Below are 12985 nucleotides of genomic sequence, written 5' to 3'. Positions count from 1 at the left end.
GCACCGTCGACGCCGAGGCGCACCGGCGCGGCGAGAGGAGGGATGCCATGCGAGCCAACATCGTCCGGCACGAGAGCATGATGGTGAACTACGCCGTGGTGAACGGCTGGACCGTCGTGGAGATCGACGGCGACGTGGACGCCCACACCGCCCCCATGGTCCGGGAAGGAGTGATCAAGCTCCTCGGCCAGGGCCACCGGCACTTCGTCCTGGACTTCGGTTTCGTCACCTTCATGGACTCGATGGGGCTGGGCGTGGTCGTGGCGATCACCAAACGCCTGCGGGAGAACCACGGGTCCCTGCGGATCGCGTCGGTCTCCGGCCGGATCCGCAGGATCTTCGAGCTCAGCGGCATGGGCGACAGTTTCGAGTTCTACCGCTCGGCGGAGGAGGCCACCCGGACCGCGCCTCCGGTCGGCGCGCTCGCCCACTGGCCCCACCCCGCCCACTGAGCGGCCGCGAGGCTACGAAGCTCCGGCCGGGGCCCGGACGGACAGCACCGCGACGTCGTCGTCGTACACGTGCCCGTCCCGGGTGATCAGGGCGTCGCACAGCTCCTCCAGCGGGACCCCGGCCAGGCGGCCGGCGTGCTCGGCCAGGTCGTCGAGGCCGGTGTCGATCGTTCTCGATGCTGACGCTCGCCGCGCCGGCGATCGCGGTCAGCAGGTCCTGTCAGCAGGTCCTCGTCCTTGTCGTAGGCTCCCGGCGCACCGACCGGACGGGCTCTGCCGCCCCCGGCGGCCGGTGGCCGGCGGGCTGGTGTTCGGGGGTTGCCTGCTTCAGGGTGAAAGGGCGTGTCCCGTGGTGACGGCGGATGCGGGAGCATCCGTCCCGGCCAGGTGCTGGTCAGCGGGCCGCGGCGGGAATCGCGGCGGCGGTGCGGCGCGGCGGCGGCGGCGCCCGGGGTTTCTCGGGCCCCGGCACGGTGGCATGCTTCAGGCCGTGGGCCTTGAGAAGCCGCCACTGATCCGGGGGTAGCGCCATGTCTTTCCTGTCCAGGACACCGGCCGGTTCCGACGTCGACGGTGCGCGGCTGGCGCGGCAGGCGGCGGTGTCGATAGAGGGACTGCTGGCCGCCCGGGGGATCTCGCACGCCCAGCTCGCCGACCGGCTCGGGGTGAGCGAGGGCCGGGTCCACCAGATGCTCGCCGGTGAGGCCGATCTGACGGTCCGTTCGCTGGCGCTGCTCGCCGAGGGGCTGGACGCGCAGGTGGAGATCTCGGTCCGGCCGCGTCCCCGGGAGTCGGCACACGCCCACGAGCCGCACGGCGCCGGCGCGGCGAAGGTGTTCGCCGCACGTCACTGACCGCACCACCGAGGCGGCTGTCCGCAGCGCCGGGGAGGCGTCAGGGGGGCTGCGGCGCGGCGGCGGCCCGGCGGCGCTGCTGCGGGACCTGCTCGGCCTCGAAGGCGTCGGGGGCGGCCTCGTAGCGGATGCGCTGCAGGGCGGCGTCCTCGCTGCGCCGCCCGTGCTGGTAGACCAGCGCCAGCACGAACTTGACGGACTTGCGCGCCTCTCCGGCCGCGCGATCGTAGTCGAGTTGCTCGGGCATGGTCCGCTTGCGGGGCGTGTCCGGCGGATCGGCCTGCCGGCACGCCGCGTCGATCCGCTCGTGGCACTCGGCGGCCGCCGCGAGCGCCTCCCCCGCGGCCCGAAGGCGCTGCTCGGCGTCGGTGTAGAGCTTGGGGTCCAGCCGCGGCTGGAGGTAGTCGACGGTGAGGGTGTGGACGAAGGTCTGCATCTGGGCGAAGTCCTTGAACCCGGCCAGCATTGCCTCGCACCACGCGGCCTCGTCCCGGCGCATCCGGTCCACCAGGCGGTCGGTCAGATAGGCGATGCCGAGCGACATCACCCGGGTCAGCGCCCGGCTGGTGTCGGCGGACGTCTGGCGGGCGCGGGGGAAGACCCCGGCGCCGGCCAGCACGCCGGCCGCCGCCGCCGGCAGGCCCTGGGTGCGTGAGAGCAAAACCGTGGTGGTCACGGCCACGGTGACCGTGACCGTGACGACCGCGAACGTCAGGCCGACCGAGTAACGGGACCCCGCCAGCCGTCCCTTGTCGGCGAACCGGCGCGCGAGGTTCAGCCAGCACACCCCCGCGCTGGCCACGGCCGCCAGGCCCGCGTACTGCGCCAGGCCGGCGCCGTGTCCCGTCACCGCCCGCTCCCCGGCAGCCGGGCCCCCCGCGGTGTCCGGCCGCCGGGGAGACCGGCGCGGCGACGCGGATCGGACGTGGTGTGCTGGTGTGGCAGCGGCATGGACACCCCGTCCTCCAGGGCCCAGAAACCGTCGCGCCGAAGGCGCCGATAGCCCCTGGGCCGGCCCGAGCCGACCCGATCGGCGACGCTGAGGCGCGGCACCCGGTGCCGCGCGACTCCGACGAGCACGGGCCGGCGCCGACCGCGTTCAGCCGCCCTCTCCGGCCACGCCCGTCCGCTTCGAACCTAAGCCCAGGCTGGTCAGACGTCCGAGCACCGCGATCACGCGTCGGCGGTCTCCTGGCGACCAATTGGACCACCCCCCAGCCCTAGTGACGGTACGTCAACACGCATTGCGGCGCTTTCTGATGAGCCATTGGCCCATGAGACCGAGTCGGCACCTGGCACACGGCCCGCCGCATGCTGCCGACAGACGCCACCCGCACGAGTGATGGCCCGCCCCGGCGCCAACACAGCGGCAAAAGTAACCACCTTGACAGGTGATGGCGTCGCATGGAACGCTTTCATCACCGGTCAGAACGGTTACTCATCGAGAAACGGAAATCCCATGGCAGTCGTTCACTTTCACCTGGTGTCCACGCTCAGCCCCTCCGGCGTCCTGGAGGCGCTGACCGACTTCAGCCCCGCCCGTGCCGAGGTCTGGCCCACGATCGACGCCGACCACTTCGCGGTGCACGGCCGCGGCGACACCTGGGCCGAGGTGACCGAGGGCACCTCGGCGGCCTGGGAGCGCGCACGCTACGACTGGCAGCCGGGCGGCGACACGGTCACCATCACCACGCTGGACTCCAAGCTGTTCGGCGCCGGCGGCGGCTGGGTCTTCCGGATGACCCCGGAGGGCGACGGCACCCGGGTCGACGTCGAACTGACCCGGCAGCCGGCGACCGTCAAGGGAAAGATGCTGGCCGCGCTGCTGCCGGTCGCGGCCCCCGGTTCTCTGCGCAAGTCCTTCGCGAAGCCCCTGCGGGCGAAGTGACCGGGTACGGCATCGCCCCCGGCCGCACACGGCGTCCGAGGGCGATGTCCGCCGGGACCACCGCTTGAGGTCAGATGCCCCGATGACGCCGACTGTTAGGCTGGTCGCGACGCAGATCGTTTACCGAGCTGCGCATCGAGCCGTCCATCGAAGGAGTCGCAGCCGTGGCGGGTGACGACGACATCTCCGGGTGAGACCCGGACCTGACGGCCACCGGAGGCGCACAGCGCCGGAGTGGCCTCTTCGTCGTACCCCTTTTTCCCACGTCTGCCCAGGGCAGAGGTATGTGCTCTGCCCGCAACCCGTCCGGGGTCGCCTCCATGTCCGATGTCGCCATCGTCTGCTCGAACGTCTCCTTCTCCTGGCCCGACGACACTCCCGTCTTCCAGGACCTGTCCTTCTCCCTGCCCGCCGGCCGGACGGGCCTGGTCGCCCCCAACGGCTCCGGCAAGACCACCCTGCTGCGCCTCGTCGCGGGCGAGCTGACCCCGTCCGCCGGTTCCGTGTCCGTCGGCGGCACTCTCGGCTACCTCCCGCAGAACCTGCCGCTGACCGGCGGCCTCACCGTCGCCGAGGTGCTCGGCGTCGCCGCGGTGATCCGCGCGATCGACGCGGTCGAAGCCGGTGACGTGAGCGAGGAGCACTTCACCACCATCGGCGACGACTGGGACATCGAGGAGCGCACCCGCGCCCAGCTCGACCGGCTCGGACTCGCCGGCCTCGCCCTGGACCGCGACCTGGGCACGCTCAGCGGCGGCCAGATCGTCCGGCTCGGTCTGGCGGCCCAGTTGCTGCGGCGCCCCGACGTGCTGCTGCTGGACGAGCCCACGAACAACCTCGACCAGGAGGCGCGGCACCGGCTCTACGACGTGCTGACCGACTTCACCGGCTGCCTGCTGCTGGTCAGCCACGACCGCGCCCTGCTCGACCGCATGGAGCGGATCGCCGAACTCGGGAGCGGCGAACTGCGCCTGTACGGCGGCGACTTCACCGCGTACGAGGAGGCGGTGCGGGCCGAGCAGGAGGTCGCGGAGAAGAACGTCCGCAACGCCGAGCAGGAGGTGAAGCGGGAGAAGCGGGAGATGCAGCAGGCCCGCGAGCGGGCCGAGCGCCGGGCGAGCAACGCGGCCCGCAACCTGAAGAACGCCGGGCTGCCGCGGATCTTCGCCGGCACCATGAAGCGCGGCGCGCAGGAGTCGGCGGGCCGTGCCGGCCAGACGCACGCCTCGCGCGTCGCCGACGCCCAGACACGGCTCGACCAGGCCGGGCGGGCGCTGCGCGAGGACCAGCGCATCAGCCTGGACCTGCCCGACACACGGGTGCCGGCCGGCCGCACGCTCTTCCTGGGCGAGGGGATGCAGGTCCACCACGACGGCCGTCCGGTGTTCGCGGACGCGGGTGTCGACCTCACGATCCGCGGCCCCGAACGCATCGCGCTGACCGGCCCCAACGGCGCCGGGAAGACCACGCTGCTGCGTCTGCTGACCGGCGACCTGCCTCCCGGCGACGGGCTGATCCGGCGGAACGACGGCCGGATCGCCTACCTCTCGCAGCGCCTCGACCTGCTGGACGAGGACCGCACCGTGGCGGAGAACTTCGCCGCGTTCGCGCCGGAGCGGCCCGAGGCCGAGCGGATGAACCTGCTCGCACGGTTCCTCTTCCGGGGCGTCCGCGCCCACCTGCCGGTCGGGGTGCTCTCCGGCGGTGAACGGCTGCGCGCCACTCTGGCCTGCGTCCTGTGCGCGGACCCGGCCCCTCATCTGCTGCTGCTCGACGAGCCGACCAACAACCTGGACCTGGTCAGCGTCGGTCAACTGGAGAGCGCCCTCACCTCCTACCAGGGCGCCTTCCTCGTCGTCAGCCACGACGAGCGCTTCCTCGCCGAGATCGGGGTGAACCGCCGGCTGCGGCTGGCCGGCGGCACGCTGACGGAGACCGGGGCGCCCGCGGTGTGACCGGCGGGTCCGTGCCGTGGCCCGCGTCCGAGGCCGTACGCCCGGCGGGCCGACCACCGATCCCGTGGACGGAAACCCCATGCCCCAGCCCGCTCAGCCCGTCAACCCCGCCCGGTCCGCTCAGCCCGCCCGGGCCGATCACCCGGCCCGGTCCGCGCTCGTGGCTCACGATCTCGTCCGCGTCCTGGGCGGCCGGCGCGTCCTCGACGGCGTCGGCCTGACCGCCTCCCCCGGCCGCCGTATCGGCCTGATCGGGGAGAACGGCGCCGGCAAGTCCACCCTGCTGCGGGTGCTCGCCGGCGTCGACCGGCCCGACTCCGGGAGCGTCACCCGCCCCGGCGACCTCGGCTTCCTCCACCAGGAGATGCCGTTCGACGCCGCCTCGACCGTCGCCGCCGTGCTGGACGCGGCGCTGCGCGAGGCCCGCGCGGACCTCGCCGAGCTCGACCGCCTCGGCGCGGAACTCGCACGCGTCCCGGAAGACGATCCCGGCCACCGGGATCTCCTCGACACCTACGGCAGGAGGCTGGAACAGGCCCAGGACCGGGAGGCGTGGGACGCCGACCGGCGCGCGGCCCTGGTCCTGGAGGGTCTGGGGCTGGGCGCGCTCCCGCACAACCGCGCCCTCGGCTCGCTGTCCGGCGGACAGCGCAGCCGGCTGGCCCTGGCCGCGCTCCTCGTCCGGCGGCCGTCGGCACTGCTGCTGGACGAGCCGACCAACCACCTCGACGACGCCGCGGCCGCCTTCCTCGAGGACCAGGTCCGCGCACTCCCCGGAGCGGTGGTCGTGGCCAGTCACGACCGCGCGCTGCTGGACGCCGTGTGCACCGACCTGATCGACCTCGACCCCGCGGTCGGCGGCCCGGCTCGCTACGGCGGCGGTTACAGCGCCTACCTCGGTGAACGGCGCGCCGCCCGGCTGCGCTGGGAGCGGCAGTACGCCGAGGAGCAGCAGGAACTCGGCGAACTGCGCCACGCCGTGGGGGTGACCGCACGGCACGTCGCGCCGGACCGGGAGCGGCGTGACAACGAGAAGATGGGCTACGGCCACCGGGCCGGCCGGGTGCAGCAGCAGATCTCCCGGCGGGTGCGCAACGCCGCCCGGCGGCTCGAGGAGCTGGAGCGCACGCGGGTCGCCGAGCCCCCGCGGCCGCTGCGGTTCGCCGCACGGGAGTTGGCGGCGCCCCGGGAGGAGAGTGCGGCGGCGCTGGTGTCCCTGCGGGACGTGCGGGTGCCGGGGCGGCTCGCGCTGGACCGGCTGGACGTGCCGGCGGCCGACCGGCTGCTGGTCACGGGCGGCAACGGGGCCGGCAAGTCCACGCTGCTCGCCGTGCTCGCCGGACACCTGCCGGCCGACGGGGACGTGACCAGGCGGCGCGGACTGACGGTGGGCCTGCTCACCCAGGACACGGCGTTCGACCGGCCCGGCCGGTCGGCACGGGACACCTACGCCGCCGTGCTGGGCCGGGAGCGGGCCGAGAAGGTCCCGCTGGTCTCGCTGGGGCTGCTGCCCGAGGCCGATCTGGGCAGACCGGTCGGGGAGCTCTCCGTCGGGCAGCGGCGGCGACTGGCGCTGGCTCTGCTGGTGGCCCGCCCGCCGCAGCTCCTGCTGCTCGACGAACCCACCAACCACCTGTCCCCCGCCCTGTGCGACGAGCTGGAGGCCGCGCTCGGCCCCGGCCCGGGCGCGATCGTCCTGGCGAGCCACGACCGGTGGTTGCGCCGCGGGTGGCGGGGCCGTGAGCTGCGGCTGGAGCCGGCCGGCGCGGAACACCGCTCGAACCGGTGACGAACCCTTGCGCCCGAGGAGGGTCACCTGTCAGAATGGTGATGTGAATCTCAACCATGTCTTCGTCTGCGGCAACCCGGCCCTCGACTTCGCAGCCACGCTGCGAGCGCGGCGCTCGACGCGCTTCGAGATGTTCGTGACCCCCGAGCGTCTCAACGCCTGGTACGTGGAATCCGGACTCGTGGACACGATCACACCGGGGACCCAGGATGACATCCACCAGGCGACCACCGTGCGGGAGGCCATCTACACGCTCGTCACCAACCGCCGTCTCGAGGAGGACTTCGACCGCGAGGCCCTCGCACTGGTCAACGGCGCCGCCCGCAAGCCGCCGGTCACCCCGCAGCTCACGCTCACCGGCCGGCACACCGAGGCCACTCCGGAGCAGGCCCTGGCCACTGTGGCCCGTCAGGCCGTCGAGCTCCTCAGCGGCCCCGACGTGCCGCTGATGAAGGAGTGCGGCAACCCGGAGTGCACCCGCATCTACATCGACCGCTCCCGCGGGATGCGGCGCCAGTGGTGCGGCATGGAGTCCTGCGGCAACAAGATCAAGGCCGCCGCCTACCGCGCACGCAAGAAGACCGTCCCCACGGAGGCGTGACCGCCGGCCGTCCTGGCCCGGCGACGGGTCATGACGACTCGTCGGACGGCTCCCGGCCGCCTGCCGCGACAGCGCGGCGGCAGGCGTCGTCGCTGGTGTGCGCGGCCCGCTTGGCCAGTTCCAGGCGGGTCTCCTCGACGTCCAGGGACTCCTGCACGCGGCGCAGCACGGTGTCGTCGATCACCCGGGTGTCCCGCAGTTCGACCAGGGCGACCCGCTTGACGTCGAGCAGGGCCCGGCGGAGGGAGTACTCGGCGCGGTAGGTGGCGAAGAAGCCGCCGCGCCGGAGGTTGCGGACGTTCTCCGTCAGTTCCCTCTCGACCCGCCGCGTCAGTTCCCGCGACGAGCCGAGCTTTTCCGCCTCCCCGGGAAGTTCCGCCAGCGCCTTCTGGTCGACCCGCCGCCGGGCCAGCACCTCCTCGGCGCCGGCGTTGGTCTCGACCGGGAAGTGCATCCTGCGGATCACCCACGGCATCGTCTCGCCCTGGAGTACGAGGGTGATCGTGATGACGCCCGCGGTCACGAAGACGATGACGTCCCGGTCGGTGAGCGCTGCGCCCTGCTCCGTCGTCACCGGTACCGCCAGCGCGGCCGCCAGCGAGATGGCGCCGCGCACCCCTCCCCAGGCGGCGGGGATGCGTTCCCTGAGCGTTCTGCGCCGGAGCCTTTGCCGGGGCCGGCGGTCCAGCGCCCGGACCGCGTACGGCACGGTGATCACGTAGGCCAGCCGCGTCAGGATCACCGTCGCGCTCACCGCCAGGGTCAGCGCCACCGCCCTGTCGATCCGCAGCGACGTCAACGTGGAGACGGCGTTGGGGAGTTGCAGGCCGACGAGTACGAACAAGGCGCCGTTGAGCAGGAAGGTGGTGACCCGCCAGAAGGCCATGGTGGGAACGCGGCTGCCGGCCGGGATCATCAGCGGGCTCGCCCAGCTCACCGTCAGCCCGGCCACCACCACGGCGAGGACGCCGGACACGCCGGCCTTCTCCGCGGGCAGATAGGCGGCGAACGGCGTGAAGACGCTCAGCCCGCTCTCGATCTGCGTGTCACGGACGTGCCGCCGCAGGAACATCACCACCCAGCCGACGACGGCGCCGATCGCGATACCGCCGGCGTAGCTGACGACGAAGCGCCACACCGCGTGGCCCCAGGTGAAGTGCTGGGCGGAGGTGGCCACGTCGACGGCGAGGGCGAAGATCACCAGAGCCGTTCCGTCGTTGACCAGGCTCTCCGCCTTCAGCGTGGTCAGCGTTCTGCGGGGCAGTCCGCGCGCCACGGTGGTCACCGCCGTGGCGTCCGTGGGTGCGACGACCGCGCCGAGCACGAACGCGATCGGCCAGGCCGTCCCGAAGGAGTGCGTCACCGAGGCGACGGTCACCGCGGTCAGCAGCACCAGGCCGACCGACATGATGACGATGACCCGCAGATTCGCCACCATCTGGCGCAGTGAGATGGAGAGGGACTCGACGTAGAGCAGCGGCGGAAGGAAGATCAGCAGCACGACCGTCGCGGGGAGGTGGATTCCACGCAGCTGCGGAATCAGCCCCAGGAGGACACCCCCGAGCAGGAGGACGACGGGTTCCGTCACCTTCACGGCGCGCGCGAGCCAGGTCAGGAAGAGAACGGCCGCGAGGAGAAGAGAGATGACCTCCAGACTCGTCACGGCCGCAGTATCGCACCGCCGGACGTCAGCGGCGCGTCACAGCAACTGGTCCAGGGTGATGGGCAGCGAGCGGATGCGGCGGCCCGTCGCGTGGAAGACGGCGTTGGCGATGGCGGGGGCCAGACCTACCAGGCCGATCTCGCCGATGCCCTTGGTGCCGACCGGGTTGGCCCGGTCCCAGGAACCGGCGAACTCCACCTGCATGTCGGGGATGTCGGCGTTGACGGGCACGATGTAGTCGCCGAGCGTGGCGTTGGCGATCCGCCCGGAGCCGGGGTCGCTGACGGTCTCCTCGAAGAGCGCCATCCCGATTCCGCCGACCGTGCCGCCGATGATCTGGCTGCGCGCGGTCTTCTCGTTGACGATGCGGCCGCCGTCGATGACGGACAGCGCCCGGGCGACGCGGATGCGGCCCAGGTCCGGGTCGACACGCACCTCGACGTACTTGGCCCCGAAGGCGCCGGCCGGTGCCATGCCGAGCTCGTCCGCGGTCAGCGGCGTGCTCTCGCCGTCCGCGCTGAGGTCCGGCCTGTGGTGGCGGGCGAGGATGTCCCGGTAGGACTCGTGCACCGCGGGGTCGTCACGCCGGCGCAAGGCCCCGTCGGCGGGCTCGACGTCGTCGGCCGTGCAGCCGCGCAACGGGGAGTCGCCGTCGTCGGCGACGAGGTCCGTGAAGGCGCCGACGAGCGCCCGGCAGGCCTCGTGGGCCGCGCTGCCGACGGCACCGGTGAGGCTCGATCCGCCGGTCTGCGGGGCCATCGGCATGGTGGAGTCGCCGAGGCCGAAGGTGACCTGCCCGGGGTCGAGACCCAGCGCTTCGGCGGAGAGCTGGACGAGGACCGTGTAGGCGCCGTTGCCGATCTCGGTGCCGGCGCTGCACACGTAGGCCGTGCCGTCGCGGCGGATGGTCGCGCGTGCGCTGCAGCGGGCCCGGAACCACGGATAGCCGACGGCCGCCAGCCCGTAGCCGACGAGCAGACCGTCCTCGCGCATCGAACGCGGCTCGTGCGTACGCCGCGACCATCCGAAGAGTTCGGCGCCGCGTTCCAGGCACTCCTTGTGCGCCCGGCTCGACCACGGCAGTCCGGTCGGCGGGTGCACCGCAGCGTCGTTGCGGAGCCGCAGCTCCAGCGGGTCCATGCCGAGCCGGTACGCCAGCTCGTCCATCGCGCACTCCAGCGCGTAGTTGCCCGTCGCCGTGCCGGGTCCGCGCATGGAGTTCGGTACGGGGACGTTCAGCCGGGCCTGGACGTCGCGGGTGATGACGTTGGGACAGGCGTAGGCCGTGGCGGACACGCTCGCGGTCGGTTCGAAGTTGTCGTCGTCGACGGCGCTCGCGGTCCGCGCCTCGTGCTGGACGGCCACCAGCGCGCCTTCCCGGGTCGCACCCAGCCGCACCCGCTGGCGGCCCTTGGGCCGGTGGCCGCACGCGGTGAACATCTGCGGCCGGGTGAGGACGAGCTTGACCGGGCGGCCGGTCACGCGGGCGGCCAGCGCGGCCAGGACCACGTGCTGCCACACCCGCAGTCCGGCCCCGAACCCGCCGCCGACGTAGGGCGCCACAACGTGCACGGACTCCTCGGGGATGCCGAAGGCCGCCGCGAGGGCCGCCCCTTCCAGGGAGGCCCACTGGGTCGAGTTGTTGACGACGAGAGTGTCACCCTCCCAGCGGGCCACGGTCGTCAGGGGACCCATCGGGTTGTTGGTGTTGTCGACGGTGAGGTAGGTCTCGTCCACGACCACCTCGGCGCCGGCGAGCGCGACGGGCACGTCGCCCCGGTCGGCGTCCCTCCCCCACGGGTTGGTGCGCACCTTGGCACGCGGGTCGTCGAGGTCCAGCACGGCCGGCTCGTCCGCGTAGCCGACACGGACGGCGTACGCCGCCTCGGTGGCCTCCTCGAACGTTTCGGCCACCGCCACGGCCACGATCTGGCCGTAGTGCAGGATCGCGTCGTCCTGCAGCGGCGCCGGCGGGGAGACGCCCAGCGGCGTCATGGGCCCGCGGGCCAGCGGCCCGGCGTTGAGGTGTGTCAGCACGCTCACCACGCCGGGCGAGCGCTCGGCCGCGGTTGTGTCGATCTCCGTGATCCGCCCTGCGCCCGCCGTGCTGCGGACGAGCACCGCGTGGACCATGCCGGGATACGCGAAGTCGTTGGGGTAGGGCGCCCTTCCGGTCACCTTCAGCGGTCCGTCGACCCGGTTGATGCCGGGTCCGATCAGCCGGGGGCGCGAGATGGTCGTCATGAGCCGGCTCCGGTGACAGTCTGCAGCGTGCGTACGAGCGTGCGCTGCGCGAGGTCTACTTTGAAGGCGTTCTGCGGCCGGGGTTCGGCACCGGCCACGGCGGCAGCGGCGGCGCTGGCGAACACCTCGCCGTCCGCGGGGCTGCCGGTCAGCACCGCCTCGGCCTCGACGGCCCGCCACGGCACGGTGGCCACGCCGCCCAGACCCACCCGGGCCCACTCGATGCGGCGGTCCGCACCGAGGCCCACGGCCACGGCCGCGGAGGCCAGCGCGAACTCGTAGCTCGACCGGTCGCGGACCTTCAGGTAGTCCGACCGGGCCCCCTCCGGCAGCAGGGGTATCTCCACGGCGGCGATGAGCTCGCCGGGACGCAGGTCGTTCTCCACGTCGGGGGTGTCGCCCGGGGTGCGGTAGAAGCCGGTCAGCGGGACTTTGCGGTCTCCGGCGGCGCCGCTGATGTGGACGACCGCGTCCAGGGCGACCAGTGTCACCGCGACGTCGGAGGCGTGCGTGGCGATGCAGTGCTCGCTGGTGCCCAGCACGGCGTGCGTGCGGTGGGAACCGTGGACGGCGGCGCATCCGGAGCCCCGGTCGCGCTTGTTGCACGCCGCGACCGTGGGGTCGCGGAAGTACCGGCACCGCGTGCGCTGCAGCAGGTTGCCCCCGATCGTCGCCATGTTGCGGAGCTGCACCGAGGCGCTGCGCAGCAGGGCCTCGCGCACCAGCGGCAGCCGGCGGCCGGCGACCGGGTCGGCGGCGAGTTCCTCCATGGTGACCAGGGCGCCCACGATCAGCGCGCCCTGCCGCTCCTCGATGCCGTGCAGCGGCAGCCGGGTGATGTCGATGAGCCGGTCCGGCCGCAGGACACCGTCCTTCATCAGGTCGAGCTGGGTGGTGCCGCCGGCCAGGAAGTCGGCGCGGCTGTCGGCTTCCGCCTCGGCCAGGGCGGTTCCGACCTCGTGGGCCCGCACGTACGTGAAGGGCCTCATGGCCGCCCTCCCTCGGCCTGGGGCACGTCGTCGGCCCGGCCGCCGTCCTCGGTGCCGGCGACGTCGCGGATGGCGGCGACGATGTTCTGGTAGGCGCCGCAGCGGCAGATGTTCCCGCTCATGTACTCGCGGATCTCGTCCGGAGATCCCGCCCTGCCCTCGGCCATCAGGCCGAGCGCGGACATGATCTGGCCCGGCGTGCAGTACCCGCACTGGAAGGCGTCGTGTTCGAGGAACGCCCGCTGCACGGGGTGCAGTTCGTCCTCCGTGCCGAGGCCCTCGACGGTGGCGATCTCCCGCTCGTCGCACTGCGCGGCGAGGGTCAGGCACGACAGCACGCGCCTACCGTCGACGTGGACGGTGCAGGCCCCGCACGTGCCCTGGTCGCAGCCCTTCTTCGTCCCGGTCAGCCCCAGCCGGTCGTGCAGGGCGTCGAGCAGGGTGAGGCGCGCGTCCGTGCGGAGCGGATGGTCGCGGCCGTTGACCCGGAGGGTGAACTCGGTCTGCGGAAGGGACTCTTCGGCGTGTGGCTTCGCCTGCAATGTCATGG

The 12985-nt window shown here is 72.9% G+C and carries 11 protein-coding genes; 6 read left to right on the top strand and 5 right to left on the bottom strand.

Features of this window, described 5'->3' with window-relative positions; genetic code table 11:
- Nucleotides 1-47: 47 nt before the first annotated feature.
- Complete coding sequence (locus tag K7862_RS18855) at nt 48-452, top strand: STAS domain-containing protein (RefSeq protein WP_222963935.1); 405 nt, start codon at nt 48-50, stop codon at nt 450-452.
- A gap of 530 nt (nt 453-982) precedes the next feature.
- Nucleotides 983-1306, top strand: coding sequence for a helix-turn-helix domain-containing protein (locus K7862_RS18850; RefSeq protein WP_222963933.1), 324 nt, complete (start codon nt 983-985; stop codon nt 1304-1306).
- Nucleotides 1307-1346: 40 nt separating this feature from the next.
- On the opposite strand, the gene K7862_RS18845 is transcribed toward K7862_RS18850, so the two are convergent.
- Nucleotides 1347-2156: a hypothetical protein gene (locus K7862_RS18845; protein ID WP_222963931.1), complete on the bottom strand. Its 810-nt coding sequence runs from the start codon at nt 2154-2156 to the stop codon at nt 1347-1349.
- A 609-nt stretch (nt 2157-2765) separates the two neighbouring features.
- On the opposite strand from K7862_RS18845, the gene K7862_RS18840 reads away from it, so the two are divergent.
- The 4 genes from K7862_RS18840 to K7862_RS18825 all read left to right on the top strand — a co-directional run bounded on the left by K7862_RS18840 (nt 2766) and on the right by K7862_RS18825 (nt 7539).
- Nucleotides 2766-3194, top strand: coding sequence for an SRPBCC family protein (locus tag K7862_RS18840; protein WP_222963929.1), 429 nt, complete (start codon nt 2766-2768; stop codon nt 3192-3194).
- A gap of 320 nt (nt 3195-3514) precedes the next feature.
- Nucleotides 3515-5149 carry a ribosomal protection-like ABC-F family protein gene (abc-f, locus tag K7862_RS18835; RefSeq protein ID WP_222963927.1) on the top strand — a complete coding sequence of 545 codons (1635 nt, stop codon included), beginning with the start codon at nt 3515-3517 and terminating at the stop codon, nt 5147-5149.
- A gap of 79 nt (nt 5150-5228) precedes the next feature.
- Nucleotides 5229-6938, top strand: a complete 1710-nt coding sequence (locus K7862_RS18830) for an ABC-F family ATP-binding cassette domain-containing protein (protein WP_222963925.1) — start codon at nt 5229-5231, stop codon at nt 6936-6938.
- A gap of 43 nt (nt 6939-6981) precedes the next feature.
- Nucleotides 6982-7539 carry a CGNR zinc finger domain-containing protein gene (locus tag K7862_RS18825; RefSeq protein ID WP_222963923.1) on the top strand — a complete coding sequence of 186 codons (558 nt, stop codon included), beginning with the start codon at nt 6982-6984 and terminating at the stop codon, nt 7537-7539.
- A 28-nt stretch (nt 7540-7567) separates the two neighbouring features.
- On the opposite strand, the gene K7862_RS18820 is transcribed toward K7862_RS18825, so the two are convergent.
- The 4 genes from K7862_RS18820 to K7862_RS18805 are packed head-to-tail and all read right to left on the bottom strand — an operon-like array spanning nt 7568 to nt 12983.
- Nucleotides 7568-9202 (bottom strand): Na+/H+ antiporter, encoded by a 1635-nt coding sequence (locus tag K7862_RS18820; protein ID WP_222963921.1) that lies wholly within the window; start codon nt 9200-9202, stop codon nt 7568-7570.
- A 36-nt stretch (nt 9203-9238) separates the two neighbouring features.
- Nucleotides 9239-11446 carry a xanthine dehydrogenase family protein molybdopterin-binding subunit gene (locus tag K7862_RS18815; protein ID WP_222963919.1) on the bottom strand — a complete coding sequence of 736 codons (2208 nt, stop codon included), beginning with the start codon at nt 11444-11446 and terminating at the stop codon, nt 9239-9241.
- Nucleotides 11443-12435, bottom strand: coding sequence for an FAD binding domain-containing protein (locus K7862_RS18810; protein ID WP_222963917.1), 993 nt, complete (start codon nt 12433-12435; stop codon nt 11443-11445). Before K7862_RS18810 ends, K7862_RS18815 begins: the two co-directional genes overlap by 4 nt.
- The gene (locus K7862_RS18805) at nt 12432-12983 is read right to left on the bottom strand and encodes a (2Fe-2S)-binding protein (RefSeq protein WP_222963915.1); all 552 of its coding nucleotides are present in this window, start codon (nt 12981-12983) and stop codon (nt 12432-12434) included. Before K7862_RS18805 ends, K7862_RS18810 begins: the two co-directional genes overlap by 4 nt.
- Nucleotides 12984-12985 lie beyond the last annotated feature (2 nt).

Source organism: Actinacidiphila acidipaludis (assembly GCF_019890725.1).
GTDB lineage: Bacteria > Actinomycetota > Actinomycetes > Streptomycetales > Streptomycetaceae > Actinacidiphila > Actinacidiphila acidipaludis.
This window is presented reverse-complemented; position numbering and strand designations above follow the sequence as displayed.